Here is a 20,820-nt window from a genome sequence, read left to right as displayed (position 1 = left end):
CTCACGTCACACTTTTACATGATGAGCTACGCTTGATAAATCATTACAAAAATATTGCGCAAGGAGATGCCAATGACAACGATACAGGCTCTTTTTCCACCTCGCCTGCCACAGCAAACCTCTGATGAGAACATAGTTGTAAACTGGGCAAAAAATGCCACGCTGGCACCCGCTCAGGCCGTTGCAACACCGGAAAACGAAGCGCAGTTGCAGCAGATGATTGCTGCCGCAACGGGGCGAATCCGCGTAATGGGCAGCCGCATGTCGCCTGGCAGAATGCTGAAGTTAAGCGAGCCAGGCGATACGCTGATTGACCTTTCACGCCTGCGCGGCGTGCTGGCGGTGACCGACGAGAGTGTCACTTTTGCCGCCGGAACCGTGCTGCATGAGGTGTTTGAAACCCTGACCAGTATGAATCGCATGCTGCACGCTTCTCCGGGCGTGATCGATTCACAAACCCTCGCGGGGGCAGTGTCGACTGGCACCCACGGTCAGGGCATGGGGCAGAGTTCGCTGGCGGATGAAGCGCTCGCTATTCGCCTGATTGATGCCCACGGTGAAGCGCACGACATTGAACGAGACGATCCGGCCTTTGATGCCGCGCAACAGGCGCTCGGCACCCTCGGTGTAATCACTGCCGTGACGCTGCGCACCCGTCCTTCCACGATCTACACCTGCTTTAAGAGCGCAGGCAGCGCCGATAACCTCGCCGAGGATCTCATCGACTGGAACGAGGAGTGGACCTTCAGCAAAGCGTGGTGGTTCCCGGATGAGAACAAGGTTCACACCTGGAACGCGCGCGAAGCGACCGCCGAGGAACAGGCGTTATGGCGTGATAACCACGGCGAGCTGGTGGAGATGGAGGAGACCGACGAGCAGATGAATGCCACGGTGGATAAAACCCTGGCGCAGATGCGCGATGACACCCGCATTGTCGATGAGAATGGCAAACCGTTTCGCACCGTTACGCGCTTTAAAGACTTTACCGATGTGATCGGCGATATCTACCAGGTCTTCTGTCGCGGCATCGCCACACCGCAGATCAATATTGAAATCGGTATTCCGATGTCGCGCGTCGCGGCGGTGATTGCACGCATGAAAGCGTGGCACAGCGAGTCACAGCCGCATATGCACTACCCGATTATCCTGCGCTGCACCGGGGCCTCCAGCGCCTGGCTTAGTCCGGCCGGCGGCGAGCCGACCTGCTTCTTCGGTTTTGTCGTCTATTACGCCGAGGATGGCTCTCTCTCCGAAGAGGGAACCGCCTTTTTACGCGCGGCGGAGCAACTGCTCGCCGAAGAGGGCGGCAGACCGCACTGGGGCAAATATTTTGACCCCTCTCTCTACAACTGGCCCGCGCTCTACCCGCAGTTTGAGGCGTTTAAAGCCGTGCGCCGCCGCTTCGATCCTGACGGGAAGTTTATGAACCGCTTTATGGCCGAGGTGCTGTCATGAGCGCCGCGTTCGCCTGGGTCACGCTATTAACGCAGCCGGGCTACCTTCCCGGCGTGGAAACGTTGCAGCAGTCGCTGCGCGACAGCGGCTCGCCATGGCCGCTGGTGGTAATGGTGACGGAGACTATCGATGCCGCCACGCGCCAGCAGCTGCAGGCGCAAGGGTGTGAAGTGCGTGAAGTGCCGATCGTCGGCCCGAACCCCGCCCTTGCCCATCGCTACGCCAATGCCCGTTTCGCCGAGGTGTGGAGCAAGCTGGCGGTCTGGACGCTGACGGAGTATCAGCGCGTCGCGTTTCTCGATGCCGATATGCTGGTGGTGCAGAACATAGATGAAGTGTTTGAGCTGCCGCTCGCCAAAGGGATGCTTGCCGCCTGCCACGCCTGCCGCTGCAATCCGAACCATATCGCTACCTACCCCGACAGCTGGCAGCCGGATAACTGCTACTACAGCTGGGTTAAAGATGCGCAGATGAACGCCGCACCGCCTGCTTCGGTCGATAACTACCTGAACGGCGGTTTTCTGGTGCTGACGCCGGACCGCGCCGTTTATGACGCGATGATGGCGAAGCTGGCGGCGAAAGAGGATATCGCCGAGTGGGTCTTCGCCGAGCAGGATTTCCTCAACGAGGTGTTCCGCGACCGCTGGCTGCCGCTGCATTATGGCTATAACGCCCTGAAAACGCTGCCGAAGCAGCATCCGCAGATGTGGGATCTCTCGCAGGTGAAGAATATCCATTACATCATCGATAAACCGTGGGACAAATACCCCGAACCGGGCGATAAGTATTACGACCTGCACAAAATGTGGTGGCAACATGCCCCCGCCGAGGCGTAATTGTTGAGAAACAAACCGTAGGCCGGATAAGCGGTACGCGCCATCCGGCATTACCTCCGCGGCACCGATTGCCGGATGGCGGCTCCGCCTTATCCAGCCTACAAAAACGGAGCCCGCTGAAACGGCGTAGGCCGGATAAGCGCCAGCGCCATCCGGCATTATCACCGCCGCACCATTGCCGGATGGCGGCTTCGCCTTATCCGGCCTACAAAACGGAGCCCGCTGAAACGGCGTAGGTCGGATAAGCGCCAGCGCCATCCGGCATTATCTCCGCGGCATCGATTGCCGGATGGCGGCTACGCCTTATCCGGCCTACAAAAACGCATCTACAGCAACACTGATATTGCTTTCACGCAAGATCTCACAGCGATGGGGTTGTGTCCCCGCTGAAATCGGCGAACCGAAGCGGGAATGACAAGGTCTGGACGCCATGGATGGCGGACAGAGGCGAACCGAGACAGGGACTCGTTCCAGAATGGAACGAGTAAGTCGAGTCGAGCCGGCCGCAGTCAGGCAGGCGGGAGGTGAGCGCAGTGCGCAGCACCGATTTCCTCGCGGGGCCGCGGGGATTGATAAGGGGAGCGCGGCCGCTTCCCTTATCCCGTTCACCGCATAAGAGGTAAATGAAACTCCCGAACGCATGGTGAACGGAACCCTTCCACCCATCAAGCATGAGTGCCAACCCCATCGCCGGATGGCGGCTGCGCCTTATCCGGCCTACGGGAACCATTCGACCGAGCCAACCCCATTGCCGGATGGCGCGTACCGCTTATCCAGCCTGAGCCATTTCAGCCGCCCCCTAAACACAGAGAAACACCTGCGGCGTCTGCCCATCCGGATGCGGCGCCACATGCACCTGAGCGCCATACCATTTGGTAATAACCTTTGGTTGCAGCACCTGCACCGGCGTTCCCTGCTCCACTATCTTCCCCTTATGCAACAGCACAATGCGATCGGCCCACAGCGCCGCGAGGTTCAGATCGTGCAGCACTACGCAGACATGCAGCCGGGCACGCTGCGTCAGGGATTTAAGCAGGCGCAGCAGCTGCTGCTGGTGGTAGAGATCGAGCGCCGAGGTTGGTTCATCCAGAAACAGCCACCCTTCCGGCGCGCCGTTGCGCCAGAGCTGCGCCAGGCTACGCGCCAGCTGCACCCGCTGCTGCTCGCCGCCCGATAGAGTGACAAAGCGGCGCCCAATCAGTGTTTCGCAGCCGGTTAAGCGCATCACTTTGCGCACGATATCGCACGCATGCCTCTCCCCCCACGGCGCGCGCCCCATCGCCACCACCGACTCCGCGGCCCACTCCACGCCCAGGGCGTGATGTTGCAGCATCACCGCCCGGTGGCGCGATAGCGCCTGCGAAGGCCAGGCTGCAAGCGATTTCCCTGCCAGAGAGCAGACGCCGTGCGAGGGGGTAAGAAAGCCGGTCAGCAGACGCAGAAGTGTCGATTTGCCCGCCCCATTCGGGCCAATCAGCGCCACCACCTCTCCCGGCGGCAGCGTGAGGGAGATATCATCCACCAGCTGCCGCTGCCCGACCCTGAATTGCACCTGGTGGGCAATAAAACCGTTATCCATAGCGCGCGCTCCGCTGACGAAAAATGAGCCATAAAAGCCACGGCGCGCCGAGCAGGCTGGTCAGTAAGCCGACCGGCATCTCGGCAGGCGCGACCAGCGTGCGGGCGGCGGTATCGGCCAGCAGCAGCAGGCTTGCCCCCGCCAGCAGCGAGCCGGGGATCTGGTGTTGATGATCGGGGCCTAATCCCATGCGTATCAGATGCGGTACGACCAGCCCGACAAAACCGATGATGCCGCTGATAGCGACAGAGGCCGCTACCAGCAGCGCGCTACAAAGCAGCAGCCGCCTCTGTAAACGCCGCACATCAACGCCCAGATAGTGCGCCTCCTCCTCGCCGAGTTGCAGGAAGTTGAGCTGTTTCGCCACCCGCCAGATCCCGAGCATGGCGGGCAGGATCAGGGTCGCCGTAACAATGAGCGTTGGCCACTGCGCCTGCCCGAGGCTGCCCATTCCCCACTGCGAAAGCTGGCGCAGCTGCGCATCGTTGCTGATCCACGCCAGCACGCCAACGCCCGCGCCGCACAGGGCGTTGATGGCGATCCCCACCAGCAGCAGCCGCGACAGCGCGCTTTCGCCCGCTTTGCTGAGTAAAAAGATCACCACCATCACGACCAGGCTACCGATAAAAGCGGCGACCAACGGCGCATAGAGGGCAATCAGTAGCGGTACCGACAGCGGCAGCACCAGCCAGCAGGCGACAACCAGCGCCGCGCCGCTGCTGATACCAAGTAATCCCGGATCGGCCAGCGGGTTACGAAACAGCCCCTGCATGACGCAGCCGGAGAGCGCCAGCGCCGCGCCGATAAGCAGCGCCAGCAGCACGCGCGGCAGGCGAATAGTGAACCAGATCTGGCGCAGCACGTGATCATCCCCCTGCCATAGGCTGGCAAGGGATATCTCCATCGACCCCTGCGTGGAGGCGAAGAGCAAGAGCGCCGCCGTCAGCAGCAAAAGTCCCCACAGGACTCGGGAAGCCGCTCGGGTTATCACGGTAGCTGCTCCGCTTTTTTACGCAGCTCCAGCAGCGCCTGTGGTGTGCGCAGACCAAAGCCCAGTAGCGCGGCTTCATCGACAATCAACAGCTGTTTGTTGCGCCCGGCAGGCGTTTGCGCGAGGCCCGGTAAGAGCCAGATGTTCTCCTCGCCGCCCAGGTGCTTCACGCCGTCGGCAGAGATCAGCACCAGATCCGGCTGGCTGGCGATCACGCCCTCCTGCGACATCGCGCGGTAGTGGGAAAAGCCCTGCATCGCATTATTAAGCCCGGCCGCCTGGATGGCACCATCTGCCGCCGTCTCTCTTCCCGCCACCAGTGTGCCCATGCCGCCGTGGCTGAGAATATAGAGCACTTTTTTATCCAGCGGTGAGGTGGGCAGTGCGGCAATCTCCGTCGCCAGCTTTTTGCGCACCGCCAGGCTCTCTTCGTTTTTGCCAAGCGCGCGGGCGATCACCACGACTTTCTTGTCGATCTCTGAGAGCGTATACCCGCCCGGCACCGGCACCATGTAGACATCGTTATCCTGCACGCTTTTCAATACCAGCGAGGGCTGCGCCTGGCTGCCCGCCAGCACAATGGTGGGCCGCAGCGACAAAATGCCCTCCGCATTCAGCTGGCGAACATAACCGACATTCGGCAGCTGCTTTACCTCAGCAGGCCAGGTGCTGGTGCTGTCGCGCCCGACCAGCTGGCTCTGGGCGCCAAGCCCATAGACGATCTCCGTGACATCGCCGCCAAGGGCAACAATTTTTGGCTCGGCCACCGCCAGCAGGGGCAGTACCAGTAAGAGCATTACGACGATTTTCATGCCTTTTCCCTCCACGGCGTCAGCGCGTTAATTTGTCCGCGCCAGCATGCCTGCTCGCGATCCCCTTCGCTGCGCTGACCATAAAGCTGCGCGATTTGCGTACCATCTTCAGCAAACAGCTCCAGGCTGGTGACATGCCCATCAGCGGTCGGCTTGCGCGTGACCCAGCTTTCGTGGATCCCTCCTTCGCGCAGATGCAGCGTGAAAATTTTATTCATCACCCTTAGCCAGTCGCCCACCGGCGCGCACTTCTCCAGCGCGCCGGTAAAGATCTGGATGCAGCCACGGTTGCCGACAAAGATCATGATTTCGTTGCCCTCTTGCTGCACCTGTTGTAATAGTGCGGGCAGTGCGTCGTTGCTGACCTGACAGGCGAGATCGTCGCCCACCAGTCGGAAAGCTTGCTGGCGCGAGATGTTGTGCTTGCGCAGCAGGTTGAAGAACTGGTGTACATCGGTCATCTCCCGCCAGTCGTGATCGACTGCCTCGGCATCGGGCGCATCGTCGTAAAATTTGCTCTCGGCCGCGAAAATGGAGAGTGGTACCTGACGGCGCACGCTAAAGCGCTCAACGATTTCATCCCACTGGCTGGCGTCGGTGTAGGGCGTAGCGTAGATTTTCAGCAGCGCATCGCCCTGATGATCAAAAAACTGAATACTACGCCGCTCGCCTCTTGGCCCCTGCTCCCGCAGGTAGTAGGCGCAGGCCCACTGGCTCATAAAGAGACGTAGATCGAGGCCGCGCGGGTTGAGCACTACCCCGGCGCGGTCGCTGATATGTTGATTGGTAAAACGCCCGGTCATCTCATGAACGGCGTATTCATTACGACAGATGCTTTTGGCTTCGCCGGCGCTCTCCAGCGCTTTGAAAATATGACGCACCGTGCCCTCGAGGCGTACCGCATCGTAACCAACGCGCGCCTCGGCCAGCTCCGCTTCGCTTATCGCCAGCTGGAAAGCGATATCTCTGGCGCTTTTTGCCGGTTCAAGCGCTCTGATTAACTGATACTCCTGCCAGATGGCGGCATAATCCTTTGAAGATACAGGCATATTTTTCACGTCCTTTATGTGGCTTAACGTCCCCGGCGCATGCCGGGGGTAACAGGCTGCCCGGTCAAAAATCAATATTGACGCCCAGCTGCCAGCTGCGCCCTGGCATTACGGCCAGCGCGTTGTCATAGCTATCCTGAAGGGTGCTCATTTCCTGCGTACGGCTGCTGAGGTAGTCCCAATATTTGCGGTTGGTGAGGTTGTAGACGCCGCCGTTAATCTTCACCTGCTTCGCCACCTGCCACCAGGCGCTCAGGTCGACAACACCATAACCGGGTACGCGCATATAACGGCTTTCGGCGGTAGCGATCGGCATGCCACTGTTCTGGTAAGTTTCGCGGCTGGTGGTGGTAGCGCGCTTGCCTTTGACAAAAGTAGCGGTCAGCGCGGTGCCATAGCGTTTTGCCGGATCGTCCCAGCCGAGGCCGATAATCGCTTTCATCGGCGCGACGCTGTCGAGATCGCGGTAAGCGTCGCCCAGATAGCGTGATTTAGCTTTCCCCTCGGCGTAGCCATAAGCGAGCGTCGCGCGCAGCCCGTCTACCTCTTCAAACCAAGTGCCAACATCAAGCGTGGCGCTGATTTCACCGCCGTAGATAAAGGCTTTGTCGCGGTTTTCCGCCTGATAGCTGGTGTAGATGTTCGACGGCACATTGGCAAAGTTGGCCGGGCTGTCGGCGCGGCGATAGCGGGTGTAAGCGATAAAGTTTTTGTAGCTGTTGTAGAAGAGCGCACTGCGCAGCGTGACGCCCTGCACCATCTCGCCTTTTAGCCCCCACTCGAGGTTATCGCTGGTTTCGGTTTTTAGCGCCGCATTGCCGATCAGCGCATACTGCGCACGCCCGGCATAGTTAGAGCCGAGATTCCAGGAGCCATAGCGCTGGCTGGCATTGGGGAACTGCGCCCCGCGCCGGTATTGCAGATAGCTCATTAAACGAGGGGTGATCTCATACTGGAAAGTCAGTGACGGTAACCACTCAGTGTCACTGTTTTTGTGGTACAGCCCGGCGACGTCTTGCGTGTTCAGCACCCGGCTGGTAGTGGTCAGGCTCGCGAGGTTCTCCGGCTTCATGGACTGATACATCACGCGTACGCCGGGAATGAGGGCAACATTGTGGCCTGCGGCGGCGAAATTGATCTGATCCTGCACAAATGCGCCGAGGATCTCGCTTTTACTGTCGGCTTCAGGCTGCATAATCGCATTGAAGGTATTTGCCGCGGGCTGCTGGCGGAATGGGCGCTGCGTTTTGCTGCTGCTGGCATTGAAGCCGGCGCGTAGCTCGTGGCGGCCGATGCTTTTCGCCAGCGCATGCTGAATGCCGACCGTATCGGTGTTGTAGTTGGAGTAGACGTTGCCCGGAATGCGGGTGGTGCTGTCCGGTATCCACGTCCGGTCATGCGCCTCGGTGTGCTGCAAATAGAGCTTTGTCGAGGCGCTATCGACCCACGCATCAAGGGGGGTCCAGTCATCTTTCAGGCTGATGCCCCAGCGCCGGGTACGGCTATCTTGTTGAGCATTGCCAATGATGGTATTGCCGTCACGGCTCCAGGCATCGAAATGGGTATGCGTCGTTTTGTGGTAATAGTCCGCCGTATAGGTCAGTTTGTGTGCCCCGGAGGCTTGCAGGATACCAGAGAGCAGCAGCGCATCGGAGTGCCAGTTAGCAGGATAAGCGCCAATCCTGTCGCTGTTGTTGCGCGTTTGCTGGCCGTCGCGGCGGCTGTAAATCACCATCCCGCGCGCACTCTCATCCCCTGCCGCTGCCGTTACGCCGTTGTGCCAGCTGCGATTTACAGAGTCATAATCACTCTGGTAGCCCGCGTAGTGCTGCTTCGCTTCATGCAGGTAGTCATCGGCAGATTTTGGCCGAAACGAGACATTGCCACCGATGGCGGTGTTGGCTTGTTCCGCAGAGGTCGCACCCGGTTGGATTGCCACGCTACCGTAAAGGTAGGGGTCAATATAGTCGCGGCCGATGCCAAAGGTGTTAAGCCCGGCGCGCCCGGCGTAGCTGCGTCCGGTCGCTTCCGGCTGGGGAATGCCGTCAACATCAATACCTACGCGGTTACTCTCAAGGCCACGAATGTTATAGCCGGTATAGCCGCCGCGGTCGAAACCGCTTTTACCATTGCCGGAACCACCTCCTGCGCCGGTGGCACCGATCAGCGTTTCATAACGCATAATCGATCCAAAATCATTCGCCCCCTGGTGTTGCAGTGCGTCAGCACCGATGGTGCGATCGCTGCCGGCCTTGAGGCGTGGTGCAGGTGCGGTGATGACCATCTCTTCGGCGCGATCGTGTTCGTCGCGTGGGAGAGTTTCTGCCGCAAAAGTCGCAGTGGGCGTAAGCGTTGTCAGGAATGAGGTAACCAGCACGCGGTTTCTGAAGCGTAGCTGGCAAAAGGGTGTAGTCGTCATAAGTGTGTGCCTTTGAATTATTATCATCGGGCTCACATCAACTCCCAGGAATCAGCGGAACCGTACACCAGCCGCACGGGCCAGGCATCGACTCTCTGTTATGGGCAGGATAATAATGATAACCATTATCACTTGCAACGATTTCATAATCTCATCATATTGCCTACACTTTGCTGACCTTTTTTCCTGCGGGGGATGAAATTATGTCCACTAAACCTGTCATCACGCTGCACTACTGTGCTCAGTGCAACTGGATGCTGCGAGCCAGCTGGATGGCGCAGGAGCTGCTCCATACTTTCAGTACTGATTTAGGCTCTGTCACGCTGACTCCCGGTACCGGCGGCATTTTTGTCATCGAAGCCGATGGCTTTATCATCTGGGATCGTAAGCTGGAGGGCGGTTTTCCCGATGCCGCAGAGCTCAAGCGCCGCGTGCGCGACTGCTGCTTTCCGGAAAAACCGCTCGGTCATGTTGAGAAGCGCAGCGAGTAGTTTACTGCGCCAGGGTCTGCCTTAACGCACGGAACGCCGCCAACTGCTGTGGAATAAGTTGGTGGCGATCGTCGCGGGCAACGAAAATTTTCAGCATCGCGCTGCCGGCAGCGTTGAAAAAGAGGATGGTAGCGGCATCCATTGCCATAAACTTGCGTTCTATAAACGCGATGTTGCAACAGTGCCCGGCCTTGATATGGCCCGATACCTGCTCTTTGCCCTGCAAATTGAAGTAACCGTGGCTGTAAAAACCCGGCGGCAGAGCGATACTGCACTCAAGGATCACATCTTCAGTATGGATCAGTAGCAATACCCTTCCCCAGGTGGTGACCTCTTGCCACACCTCATCAAAGTGGGTACCGGCAATCATCTTACTGCCCGGCAGCTGCCGTACCACTTCCAGCAGCGTGGTCTGGTAATGGCGGGCGACATGTTCAAGTATGCAATCCGGCTCGCTGTGCAGAAACTCCTGTAAGCTCTTCTCCATCATCTCTATCTCCTTTTTGAGTTTTCCTTCGCCACCTCTCCACCGCAGCGATTAATGAGAATAACTATCATTTGCTCTGAAACAAAACTGCGAGCTAGCCCGCATTAAAAAAGGCCGCCGAAGCGACCTTTTGACTATTTTTTAACCGGTTGCGGTTTTTTGTCGCCGGACTCCGGCGCTTCGCGTGGATCATCTTTTTCAATAGTGAACACAAAACCTCCTTTTGCGAATGTATGTTTAGTAAATATAGATAGGTAACGAGGGTTAAACCAGGCGGCAGAGGGTTAAAAATCACTCGTTTGTGGAGAAAAAGTAAGCTGAATCGGTTCAAAAAACCGGCCACATAGCTAAAAATTTCGTATTTTCAAATATTTATTCATGAAATAATTTATTCGTGAAGAGCGTAAAATTTCATTACAAATGCGGGTTTTAGCAGCCTATGCTGGTATTCAAATTGTGCATAGATCGCCAACTCATTGTTAGTAACGAAGATGCATTTGCATACCCTCAGGCGCAGATCGGATTTCCTATACCTGAGGGATTTTTTTGCCCGCAAATACCACTAAAAAAATATATAACAATGAATAACTCAGGAAGGGTTTTTATATATCCTGGCAGAGCCTACCATCAATACAAATAATTAAGCGAGCCGTTTCCGACTCGCTAGCGTTTAAAAATAAATTTTAAACTTTAGGCTAAAACAGCAACGGCACCACTATTTTTTATTGCTGCTGTTGCTATTCTGTCCGCCTTTTTTACCGGCTTCGGACGCGCGCTCTGGGTCGTTTTTGAAGTTCCCACCGCTCTGCTGCCCGCCTTTACGCCCTGCTTCTGAGGCTTTCTCACGATCTTCAGCGAAATTACCGGAACCGCCTCTATGCTCGGCCATGTTATTTCTCCATCTGTCGTTTCAAAAATAATCAATATGACATCAGCGTCATATTAATCGCCTTTCACGATTAAGTCTGGCTATAAACATAATTTATGTCAAAGCGCAGCCGTTAATTTAAACCGCGTTTAACAAACCCTGTTTTTTTAATTCCTCTATCTCTCTGGTTTATGAAGAAAAATAGCGTAGCGTAATGCTAAATTTATTTTACCGCTGCGTTTAGTGTACTAATCACACGGTTTGTCACCCGCCACCTGCTGCCACTCTCCAGTGGGGCTGGTGTTTGTTTTTGTTATAATATAACATTTCAATTTATGACAAACGTAACCAGGGAGTGACACCGATGATGAAGAGAACGGCTTTTGCTTTGGGAATGGGCGCGCTACTACTGAGCGCACAGAGCTTTGCTCATGGGCATCACCACGGCAAACCGCTGACGGAAGTGGAGCGTAAAGCGAGCGAAGGGGTTATTGATGATAAAGACGTGAAAGATCGCCCCCTTTCAGACTGGGATGGGGTGTGGCAATCCGTTAACCCTTACCTGCTGAGCGGCGATCTCGATCCCGTGCTGCAGAAAAAGGCGCAGCATGGCGATAAAACGGTAGAGGAGTACCGCGCCTATTACAAAAAAGGCTATGCCACGGATGTTGATACCATCGGCATTGAAAACAACGTGATGGAGTTTCACACCGGCAAAACCGTTAACAGCTGCCGCTATGATTACGCCGGTTACAAGATCCTGACCTACGCTTCGGGCAAAAAGGGTGTGCGTTATCTCTTCGAGTGTAAAGATGCCAGCTCAAAAGCGCCGAAGTATGTGCAGTTTAGCGATCACACCATCGCCCCGCGCCAGTCTCAGCATTTTCACATTTTCATGGGTAATCAATCCCAGGAAGCCTTGCTGAAAGAGATGGATAACTGGCCAACCTACTACCCTTACAATATGACTAAAGAGCAAATCGTCGACGAGATGCTGCATCACTGATTTCTCTGCGGGCGGCCACCGCTGCCGCCCGCTTCTCCCCCCTGCTCCCCCCGTTTTTCCCGCGCAGATGATTTAGGAGTAATCCTCTGCTGAGTGACGTCTATGCTTAAAGCTTAAAAAAACGATAACACCGTTATAAGCACACCCCTTTTATTCACCCGCATTGATGACTGGAGGCCTGGTATGAGCAACCAAGGCAACACCCCGGACGCGCACCGCGCCCCGGAAATGATCCCGCTGTCCTTAACTGTCAACGGCGAGCGCCGACAGCTTGAGGTTGATACCCGCACCACGCTTCTTGATGCACTGCGTGAAACGCTACACCTGACTGGCACCAAGAAAGGGTGCGATCACGGTCAGTGTGGCGCCTGCACGGTGATCGTTAATGGCCGTCGCATCAACTCCTGCCTCACCCTGGCGGTGATGCAGCAGGGTGCCGAGGTCACCACCATTGAGGGACTCGGCTCGCCGGACGAGCTCCATCCCATGCAGGCGGCCTTTGTTAAACATGACGGCTACCAGTGCGGGTACTGCACGCCTGGGCAGATCTGCTCCTCCGTCGCCATGTTGCAAGAGATTGAGCAGGGCATTCCCAGCCATGTGACCCTCGATCTTGTCTCTCCGCCAGAGATGACGGCAGATGAGATCCGTGAACGCATGAGCGGCAATATCTGCCGCTGCGGTGCCTACGCCAATATTCTGGCAGCGATTGAAGAGACCGCCGGGGAGAAACAATGAAGACTTTCAGCTATGAGCGGGTCACCACCCCTGCCGAAGCGGCTGCCAGCGCGCAGCGCACAGCGGGGGCGAAATTTATCGCGGGCGGCACTAACCTGCTCGACTTGATGAAGCTTGAGATTGAGACGCCGACCCATCTGATTGATGTCAATGGCCTGGCGCTCGATAGCATTGAAGAAACCGCTGAGGGCGGCCTGCGCATCGGCGCGCTAGTGCGCAACACCGATCTCGCCGCCGATGAGCGTGTGCGCCGCGATTATGCCGTGCTCTCCCGCGCCCTGCTTGCCGGTGCGTCTGGTCAATTGCGTAACCAGGCGACCACCGCAGGCAACCTGCTACAACGCACACGCTGCCCCTACTTCTATGATCCCGACCAGCCCTGCAACAAACGCCAACCGGGCAGCGGCTGCTCGGCGCTGGGCGGTTACAGCCGTCAGCTTGCGGTGGTCGGTGCCAGCGAATCCTGCATTGCCACCCATCCGAGCGATATGGCGGTTGCTATGCAACTGCTTGATGCGGTAGTTGAGACCGTCAACCCTGATGGTAGCGAGCGCCAAATCCCGCTGGCGGAGTTTTATCGCGCACCGGGCGATACGCCCCATCTCGAGACGGTGTTGCAGCCTGGCGAACTGATTGTTGCCGTCACCCTGCCGCCGCCCGCGGGTGGAACGCATATCTACCGTAAAGTGCGCGACCGCGCCTCCTATGCGTTTGCGCTGGTATCCGTGGCGGCGATTGTCCACCCGGACGGCAGCGGGTGCGTCGCCATCGGCGGCGTGGCCCACAAACCGTGGCGGCTTGCCGAAGCGGATGCGGCGCTGCCGCAGGGGGCGCAGGCGGTGTATGACAAGCTCTTCGCCACCGCGCAGCCCACGGCTGAGAATGCATTTAAATTGACGCTGGCGAAGCGCACGCTCGCCTCGGTGTTGTCGGAAGCGAGGGCGTAAACGATGAAATTTGAGAAACCGGCAGGTGAGAACCCGATTGATCAACTGAAAGTGGTCGGTCAGCCCCATGATCGCATCGACGGCCCGCTAAAAGTGAGCGGCCGCGCCCACTATGCCTACGAGTGGCATGATGTGCTGCCCAATGTTGCCTATGGCTATATCGTTAGCGCAGGCATTGCGAAAGGCAAGATCAGCGAGATTAACTGTGATGCTGCAGGCAACGCACCGGGCGTGCTGTCGATCATCACCGCCGATAACGCCGGCCCGCTGGGCAAAGGCGAACGCAATGCCGCCACGCTGCTTGGCGGCCCGCAGATTGAGCACTACCACCAGGCCGTGGCGCTGGTGGTGGCTGAAACCTTTGAGCAGGCGCGTGCCGCCGCCGGGCTGGTGGAGGTCACTTACCAGCGCGAAAACGGTGCTTACGATCTGGCAGCGGAAAAACCCAGCGTCAACAGCGCGCCGGAGAGCGCGCCGGATAAAAACAGCGGCGATTATGACGCTGCCTGGGCCTGCGCCGAGGTGAAACTCGACGCCATCTACACCACGCCGGATCAGAGCCATATGGCGATGGAGCCGCACGCCTCAATGGCCGTCTGGGAAGGGGATAAAGTAACGGTGTGGACTTCCAACCAGATGGTCGCCTGGTGCCGAACCGATCTGGCCGCTACCCTCAATCTGCCGGAAGAGAACGTGCGCATCATCTCGCCCTACATCGGCGGTGGCTTTGGCGGCAAACTCTTTCTGCGCAGCGATGCGCTGCTGGCTGCCCTCGCCGCTCGCGCCTTGCAGCGCCCGGTGAAAGTGATGCTGCCGCGCCCGATGATTCCGAACAACACTACCCATCGCCCGGCGACTATTCAGCACATTCGTATCGGTACCGATCGGCAGGGCAAAATCACTGCCATCGCCCACGACAGCTGGTCCGGCAACCTGCCGGGCGGGACGCCGGAGACGGCGGTGAACCAGACCGAGCTGCTCTACGCGGGGGCGAATCGCCATACCGGTTTACGGCTGGCGACCCTCGATTTACCCGAGGGCAACGCCATGCGCGCACCGGGTGAAGCGCCCGGCATGATGGCGCTCGAGATTGCCATTGATGAAATGGCAGAGCGAGCCGGGGTCGATCCGGTTGAGTTTCGCATTCTCAACGACACGCAGGTTGACCCAAAAGATCCACAGCGCCCCTTCTCACGCCGCCAACTGGTGGAGTGCCTGCGTACTGGCGCGGATCGCTTTGGCTGGTCGCAGCGTAATGCGACCCCCGGCCAGACGCGGGACGGAGGCTGGCTGGTCGGCTATGGCGTAGCCGCAGGTTTTCGTAACAACCTGCTCGCCCCGTCCGGCGCGCGCGTACACCTCGACGATGCAGGCCGGGTGACGGTAGAGACGGATATGACCGATATTGGCACTGGCAGCTACACCATCATTGCCCAGACCGCTGCCGAGATGCTCGGCGTGCCGCTCTCCCATGTTGAGGTGCGACTTGGCGACTCCGGCTTCCCGGTCTCTGCTGGTTCCGGTGGGCAGTGGGGTGCCAACACGTCCACTGCTGGCGTCTATGCCGCCTGCGTCAAGCTGCGTGAAGCTATCGCCAAAAAAGTTGGCTTTGACCCTACCTCAGCAGTGTTTGCCGAGCAGACGGTAAGCGTGGGCGATCACAGCGCACCGCTAAAAGCCGCGGGGGCGCTCAGCGCAGAAGACACTATCGAGTTTGGCGATCTGGATGAGCGGTATCAGCAATCCACCTTCGCCGGGCACTTTGTTGAGGTCGCCGTCAACGCGGCAACCGGCGAAGTGCGCGTGCGCCGCATGCTGGCGGTGTGTGCTGCCGGACGCATCCTCAACCCGAAGACCGCGCGCAGCCAGGTGATTGGCGCGATGACCATGGGTCTCGGCGGCGCATTGATGGAGGAGCTGGCGGTGGATACGCGCAAGGGCTATTTCGTCAATCACGATATGGCGACCTACGAGGTGCCGGTGCATGCCGACGTGCCTGAGCAGGAGGTGATATTCCTCGACGACACCGATACCATCTCCTCGCCGATGAAGGCCAAAGGCGTGGGCGAACTGGGGCTGTGCGGCGTCAGCGCGGCAATCGCCAATGCGATCTACAACGCGACCGGCGTGCGGGTGCGGGATTACCCGGTTACGCTCGATAAGCTGCTCGACGCCTTGCCGGATATGGCCTGAGGAGCCGCCATGGAGCAGACCACTCTGGCCCCCGCCACGGCGGATGAAGCGCTGCTGACGCCGCAGCAGGCGCTGCTAACCGATGATAGCGAAGAGATCCTGCGCTTTGCCGTTGACGCGCTCAGCGCGGGCATGGAGACGGCGCTGGTGACACTGACCGGCATTCGCGGCGGCGCAGCACGCGCGACGGGCGCGCAAATGGTGGTGCGGGAAGATGGCGGCTATTGCGGCTTCGTCTCTGGCGGCTGCGTGGAGTCTGCCGCCGCCTTTGAAGCAATGGCGGCCATCGCCTGCGTTGAAGATCGCGTGGTGCGCTACGGCGAGGGATCGCCGTGGTTCGACATTGTGCTCCCCTGCGGCGGTGGCATCACGCTGCACATTCATCGCCTGCGCAGCGCGCAACCGCTGCTGGCGGTGCTGAACCTGCTTGCGCAGCGCCAGCCCGCTGCGCTGCGCTACCATCCCGCCCGTGAGCAGCTCGAGTGCGTGACAGGCGTGACCGAAAGCGGCTGGGAGGAGGGGGTCTTTACCGTCGCCTACCGCCCGCGCGTGCGGGTAATGGTCTTTGGTCGCTCAATTGAGGCGCAGGCTACTGCCAGCCTCGCTCGCGCTTCTGGCTATGATGTGCAACCAGTGGAGACACTAACGGATGGCGCGCAGATCGATACGCAGACGGCAGTGATCCTGCTCTCACACGATCTGCATCGCGAACTGCCAGTGTTAGAGGTGGCGCTCCGCGCGCACCCTTTTTACATCGGCGCGCTCGGCAGCTATCGCACCCATCAAAAACGCACGCAAAAGCTGGGTGAACTCGGTTTTTCGCCCTCTGACATTGCGCGCATCAAAGCACCGATTGGCATTTTCCCGAAAGCGCGCGATGCGCATTCGCTGGCGCTCTCGGTGCTGGCGGATGTCGCCGCCGCGCAGCTTGCAGCGGACGAAAGCTGATGGCTGCACCGGTTGTCATTATTCTTGCCGCGGGTCGCGGCGCGCGCTTTCTCGCCTCCGGCGCGCAACGCCATAAGCTTGATACGCCCCTCGGTGAGCGCACGGTGCTGGAACATGTGATTCATGCAGTAGAGCGCGCCGGACTCAGCTGGCACCTTGTTCGCCCTGCGGGCGGCACGGGCGGGATGGGCGACTCTATCTCACTGGGTGTTAACGCCACATCGACTGCATCCGGCTGGCTGATTCTGCCCGCCGACCTGCCGCTGATCGCACCAGAATCGTTGCTGCGCGTCGCCGAAGGGTTAGGTGAAAAACCGCTGGTGGTGCCGTGGTATCAGCAATGCCAGGGCCATCCGGTCGCGTTTTCCCGCCGCTACTTCCCTGCTCTGCGGGGATTAACTGGCGATAGCGGCGCAAAAAGCATTGTGCAGCAGGCAAGAGCGCGCAGCGAGGTGCTGGATCTGCCGCTAGAGGATGTGGGGATTATTGAGGATATTGATACGCTGGTGGATTTGCGCAGAGTAGAGGTATTAAGTACGCAAGAAAACAATCGCGTTCCACATGTATCTGATAAAGAGGAATTGTGAGAAATAAATGTTCAAAAAAGCAAAATAAAGCGCTGTAAGTCAACCACCTCGCTCTATGCGTGTAAACAAAGTAATCACAATGGTTTTAACTTGTCTATCCAGCGTGCCCTATGAATGATTAGGTGCTTTGCACGTAATGATCTCACCGTGATCATTTTCGCAAATTAACCAGGAGAGATCTTTCGCGACGACGTAATACTCAAAATAGCGACACGCTTCGATAAGAGAGGTTAACACCTTAACAGGAATAGAATATAGGTGACTTATTTCATTATCCATATCGACCACTAAAAAAACATCTTCATCATAAGAACATTGAAAGCGGGTGTTAGCAATTTCTGGAATGCATTTATAGCCTGCGTTATCTTCAAAAAAACGAGCCTCTATTTTATTTTTCAAAGATAGCCACCACGCTCGCGGATCGCCTGCAACAAATTTATGCTTGATGGCATTCAACATAAACTCGGCATTATCAACACTACGCTCATCAATATTCAGCGCTGTGAGAGCACTTTCAATCTCCTTCTTTAATCCTGATATGTTGTCATCCAACATTAGCTCTCCTCTTAATTTCATTTAAATAAAACCTCCCTTTAATCAAAATCGCATTCAACTATTGTATCTTTATAATATATTTCAACTAAGATTTAGCTTATCCTCTCTTGCTTCGGTTGTACGATGAATAATCATAAAACATAACGCTAAAGCCGGGGAGAAGATGTTCGGAAAAAAAACGTTTACTGCCGTTTGTGTGAAACGCCTTAACGAAGATGAGGTGCTCACCCTTGGCGTAGGAGACGATGCACACGACCCGCAGCATTTTTTTATCATCGGGCGATTTGATGAAGATGATCTGGCTATTGATGAGTGCATCGGGTTTCAGAGCGACGACACCGCCTATGAACTGGCGGCGGCAATAGAAGCCGTTACGCTCAGCGTGGATACATTAACGATTAGGCTGAACGAGGCTGCGGCGCATCAGGCAGGTTACAGGGAGTATTGCGCGAAGATTTCTGCTGTTCAAAACAGCGGTGAGTTGAAAACAGCTTTGCTTGAGTTATTTGCGGGCAGCAAAGTGAGGTTGCAACTTTAATAACGCAATGTGTGGGTGTGCAAAGCAGCCTGGCTCAGCGTACGCGCTGGTATTGATTCACCCGGTGGCCCACCGCGATGCATTTCGCCTCGACCATGCTGATGTAGTAATAGCGGGGGTTTGGCAGATGGGTCATCAGCCACGGAAGTTCCGTGGAGTATTCGACATCAGTGGTGGCGATCATCCACACCGGCTCGCCGAATAAGGTGATGACCGTCGCGTGATGAGCGTGCTCATCCCACCCGCGCCCGCTCTGCGCGGCATAGGCTCTTGCGATCTCAATGGCTTGAGTTTCGGAGATCAATGCGGGATCCTTGATTACATAATTCACACGTTGATATAAAAAGAGATGTCGGAATATAGCAAGTCATAAAGCAGGCTTTGCTAAAATATTAAATTAGCTGGTCGCTTATTAAGCGCTGTCACCTGTCATCTCTCGGTTGCAAGTAGCATAATTTTTAACGAGCATTTCATTGTTCTGTTCTGATCTTTGGCTGAAGCTCGAATGTTCAAAAACGCGTTAAAGGCTATAATGAGAGACATGAACAGGCCGTACCATCTAGTGAATATCAGAGCTGCAACAGTACTACAGTTGCAAAAAAGTAGTATTTAGTTGTGACAGCAGCGTCCCTCGATTTAACCGAGCGTTAAGGTTGATGTTGGGATAATTTATCGTCCTTCTTTTTTGGCTGATTTATTTTTCTGCAACCGACTGGCTTTTATACCAAGAGAAACAGAGAACGTCGTCCATATAATAGCGAGCGCGATGACAACACCAACCCCACCAGAAATAATATGGGTGGAATTTCCGCATATCAGCACAACTGACATTACAAATATAAGGAGGATAGTAATCCATACTGAAACCCTGAAACGGCAGGAAAGAGCCGAGATGATCTCCGCAAGGGAGCCCCCTTCATGAGAGCGCCTTCGCTTCAGATTTTCAATATCCTGCTCGCTAAAACCTGCGTTTCTTAAATCTTTCTCATTGACTACCATAAAATTATCCTCTCAAAATAAAAGCGTGTATGCATTATTGTTGCGGCGCAAAAACTCACTATTATATGAATTATCAGACACTCACCTTTTTCAACAAAATACTATTCACGTTCTCTGGTTCATACAGGACGCCTTCACCTCGGTATACATAACACTTTTTCAATATTTCTTCATGCACTTTTTTTCGCTATCTTTAATGAGACGAAAATACTATTAAATCTCTGGTGATTCAGTTTTCAATTGATGATTAAAATCAGGTGACCTTTTAATGTTCAGGTCGCACGCTACCGCCCGGCCGTGTCGCCCTGCAGATGGTCGCCCCGTGCCAGCGCGCTGCATGCCTCATTCGGGTCGTGAATATACGAGCAGCACTGGCCTGCCTGGTGCTGCTTCTGCAGCAGGCGGTAATCCTGCCAGAGAAAACCGCTTACAGTCGATGTTGATAAAACAACGAAGCACAGAGAGATAAACAAACCTGTTGAGGTTAACAGGGATCGTTTACCCGCTGAGTTTAAGGCTGCGCTTTGAATATAAATTTGGCGCGTCCGCCGAGGCCTGTACTCAGGCCTCCGGGACAACACTACTGACAAAAAATTACGACTGGTCTGAAGGTATTAAATCTTTTTAATTAATTTATCGATAGTGCACAAAAATCATTGATATATAGTTTTGCAGGATGGCACGTATTTTCAATTATTTCGTAAACCCAGGATCTCAGCTTTCTATTATTCAAGCTGAAACCGTGGCCATCGCGACAACTCTTTCCTGGCCATATTCAGCGAAAAACTCGCCTGAATTATTCTTTCTCGTTTGATATTATCATTATCCACGCTGTAATAGATTACATACTCTTTGTCAGCTTCAAATCGGTAATCGAATGTGGGTAAGCATTTACCGCTCACAGGATAGAATGGACTTTCATCCAGGATTTTGCGGAAACTATCCTTTTCTCCAGCTGAACTTCCAATTTGAACAGATGAGACACGATCACCGGGCCTAACGGCATAGGTAATACATGGAGTATTTCCATTATTTTTAACCTGTGCATTTTGCCTGTCGGGTAAACGATCCCCTGGGCCGGGGCAACCTGCCAGAAGAAATAATGAGCATAACATCAGTAATTTTTTCATCAATCAGCCTCGCCCGATAAGAATATTTTAGTACAACTTTGGAATATCATTATATTTATCGTCACCTCTGTATTTTTAATGCTTACCTTCTGCCTGATATAACAATCATGTTTTCAATCCATAAACAAATAGGGACATTTTAGCAGGTAAAAAAATATTTAACATCAAGTGTATGTCTATTATTTGGTAGAC

At 55.9% G+C, this 20,820-nt stretch carries 21 protein-coding genes; 10 read left to right on the top strand and 11 right to left on the bottom strand.

Annotation, left to right across the window (positions count from 1 at the left end; translation table 11 throughout):
- The first annotated feature begins 72 nt into the window (after positions 1 to 72).
- Both HF650_RS05235 and HF650_RS05230 read left to right on the top strand, forming a co-directional pair.
- A complete protein-coding gene (locus HF650_RS05235) occupies positions 73 to 1,455 on the top strand; it encodes a D-arabinono-1,4-lactone oxidase (protein ID WP_187801467.1) in 1,383 nt (460 codons plus the stop codon).
- Positions 1,452 to 2,291, top strand: coding sequence for a glycosyltransferase family 8 protein (locus tag HF650_RS05230; protein ID WP_187801466.1), 840 nt, complete (start codon positions 1,452 to 1,454; stop codon positions 2,289 to 2,291). The genes HF650_RS05235 and HF650_RS05230 overlap by 4 nt, the downstream gene beginning before the upstream one ends.
- 799 nt (positions 2,292 to 3,090) lie before the next feature.
- Here HF650_RS05230 and HF650_RS05225 read toward each other — a convergent pair.
- From HF650_RS05225 to HF650_RS05205, 5 genes are all read right to left on the bottom strand, one after another.
- On the bottom strand, positions 3,091 to 3,870 hold the full coding sequence (locus HF650_RS05225) for a heme ABC transporter ATP-binding protein (protein WP_187801465.1): 780 nt from the start codon (positions 3,868 to 3,870) through the stop codon (positions 3,091 to 3,093).
- Positions 3,863 to 4,858, bottom strand: coding sequence for an iron ABC transporter permease (locus HF650_RS05220; protein WP_187802613.1), 996 nt, complete (start codon positions 4,856 to 4,858; stop codon positions 3,863 to 3,865). Before HF650_RS05220 ends, HF650_RS05225 begins: the two co-directional genes overlap by 8 nt.
- On the bottom strand, positions 4,858 to 5,673 hold the full coding sequence (locus tag HF650_RS05215; protein WP_187801464.1) for an ABC transporter substrate-binding protein: 816 nt from the start codon (positions 5,671 to 5,673) through the stop codon (positions 4,858 to 4,860). Before HF650_RS05215 ends, HF650_RS05220 begins: the two co-directional genes overlap by 1 nt.
- Complete coding sequence (locus HF650_RS05210; protein ID WP_187801463.1) at positions 5,670 to 6,722, bottom strand: ChuX/HutX family heme-like substrate-binding protein; 1,053 nt, start codon at positions 6,720 to 6,722, stop codon at positions 5,670 to 5,672. Before HF650_RS05210 ends, HF650_RS05215 begins: the two co-directional genes overlap by 4 nt.
- 64 nt (positions 6,723 to 6,786) lie before the next feature.
- Entirely contained in the window at positions 6,787 to 9,141 is a 2,355-nt protein-coding gene (locus HF650_RS05205) for a TonB-dependent receptor (RefSeq protein ID WP_187801462.1), read from the bottom strand.
- Positions 9,142 to 9,344: 203 nt separating this feature from the next.
- Here HF650_RS05205 and HF650_RS05200 point away from each other — a divergent pair, with 203 nt between their 5' ends.
- On the top strand, positions 9,345 to 9,632 hold the full coding sequence (locus tag HF650_RS05200; RefSeq protein WP_187801461.1) for a SelT/SelW/SelH family protein: 288 nt from the start codon (positions 9,345 to 9,347) through the stop codon (positions 9,630 to 9,632).
- 1 nt (position 9,633) lies between these two features.
- Here the strand turns inward: HF650_RS05200 and hutX are convergent, their stop codons facing one another.
- On the bottom strand, positions 9,634 to 10,122 hold the full coding sequence (hutX, locus tag HF650_RS05195) for a heme utilization cystosolic carrier protein HutX (RefSeq protein ID WP_187801460.1): 489 nt from the start codon (positions 10,120 to 10,122) through the stop codon (positions 9,634 to 9,636).
- A gap of 712 nt (positions 10,123 to 10,834) precedes the next feature.
- A complete protein-coding gene (locus HF650_RS05190; RefSeq protein ID WP_023478999.1) occupies positions 10,835 to 11,008 on the bottom strand; it encodes a general stress protein in 174 nt (57 codons plus the stop codon).
- Positions 11,009 to 11,354: 346 nt separating this feature from the next.
- Between HF650_RS05190 and zinT the strand changes: the two genes are divergently transcribed.
- The 6 genes from zinT (at position 11,355) to HF650_RS05160 (ending at position 17,406) form a co-directional block, all read left to right on the top strand.
- On the top strand, positions 11,355 to 11,993 hold the full coding sequence (gene zinT / locus HF650_RS05185) for a metal-binding protein ZinT (protein WP_187802612.1): 639 nt from the start codon (positions 11,355 to 11,357) through the stop codon (positions 11,991 to 11,993).
- A gap of 183 nt (positions 11,994 to 12,176) precedes the next feature.
- Positions 12,177 to 12,731 (top strand): aldehyde dehydrogenase iron-sulfur subunit PaoA, encoded by a 555-nt coding sequence (gene paoA, locus HF650_RS05180; protein ID WP_187801459.1) that lies wholly within the window; start codon positions 12,177 to 12,179, stop codon positions 12,729 to 12,731.
- Positions 12,728 to 13,678 carry a xanthine dehydrogenase family protein subunit M gene (locus tag HF650_RS05175; RefSeq protein ID WP_187801458.1) on the top strand — a complete coding sequence of 317 codons (951 nt, stop codon included), beginning with the start codon at positions 12,728 to 12,730 and terminating at the stop codon, positions 13,676 to 13,678. Before paoA ends, HF650_RS05175 begins: the two co-directional genes overlap by 4 nt.
- Positions 13,679 to 13,681: 3 nt before the next feature.
- The gene (paoC, locus tag HF650_RS05170) at positions 13,682 to 15,871 is read left to right on the top strand and encodes an aldehyde oxidoreductase molybdenum-binding subunit PaoC (protein ID WP_187801457.1); all 2,190 of its coding nucleotides are present in this window, start codon (positions 13,682 to 13,684) and stop codon (positions 15,869 to 15,871) included.
- 9 nt (positions 15,872 to 15,880) lie between these two features.
- Positions 15,881 to 16,819: an XdhC family protein gene (locus tag HF650_RS05165; protein WP_187801456.1), complete on the top strand. Its 939-nt coding sequence runs from the start codon at positions 15,881 to 15,883 to the stop codon at positions 16,817 to 16,819.
- A complete protein-coding gene (locus tag HF650_RS05160) occupies positions 16,819 to 17,406 on the top strand; it encodes a nucleotidyltransferase family protein (protein WP_187801455.1) in 588 nt (195 codons plus the stop codon). Before HF650_RS05165 ends, HF650_RS05160 begins: the two co-directional genes overlap by 1 nt.
- Positions 17,407 to 17,514: 108 nt before the next feature.
- On the opposite strand, the gene HF650_RS05155 is transcribed toward HF650_RS05160, so the two are convergent.
- The gene (locus tag HF650_RS05155; protein ID WP_187801454.1) at positions 17,515 to 17,961 is read right to left on the bottom strand and encodes a DUF6756 family protein; all 447 of its coding nucleotides are present in this window, start codon (positions 17,959 to 17,961) and stop codon (positions 17,515 to 17,517) included.
- Positions 17,962 to 18,124: 163 nt separating this feature from the next.
- On the opposite strand from HF650_RS05155, the gene HF650_RS05150 reads away from it, so the two are divergent.
- On the top strand, positions 18,125 to 18,499 hold the full coding sequence (locus HF650_RS05150) for an Imm10 family immunity protein (protein WP_187801453.1): 375 nt from the start codon (positions 18,125 to 18,127) through the stop codon (positions 18,497 to 18,499).
- Positions 18,500 to 18,533: 34 nt separating this feature from the next.
- On the opposite strand, the gene HF650_RS05145 is transcribed toward HF650_RS05150, so the two are convergent.
- The 3 genes from HF650_RS05145 to HF650_RS05135 form a co-directional block, all read right to left on the bottom strand.
- Positions 18,534 to 18,803, bottom strand: a complete 270-nt coding sequence (locus tag HF650_RS05145; protein WP_187801452.1) for a hypothetical protein — start codon at positions 18,801 to 18,803, stop codon at positions 18,534 to 18,536.
- A 365-nt stretch (positions 18,804 to 19,168) separates the two neighbouring features.
- Entirely contained in the window at positions 19,169 to 19,498 is a 330-nt protein-coding gene (locus HF650_RS05140; protein ID WP_187801451.1) for a hypothetical protein, read from the bottom strand.
- Between the two features lie 725 nt (positions 19,499 to 20,223).
- Entirely contained in the window at positions 20,224 to 20,628 is a 405-nt protein-coding gene (locus HF650_RS05135) for a putative T6SS immunity periplasmic lipoprotein (protein WP_187801450.1), read from the bottom strand.
- Between the last annotated feature and the right edge of the window lie 192 nt (positions 20,629 to 20,820).

Source organism: Kosakonia sp. SMBL-WEM22 (assembly GCF_014490785.1).
Classification (GTDB): domain Bacteria; phylum Pseudomonadota; class Gammaproteobacteria; order Enterobacterales; family Enterobacteriaceae; genus Kosakonia.
This window is presented reverse-complemented; position numbering and strand designations above follow the sequence as displayed.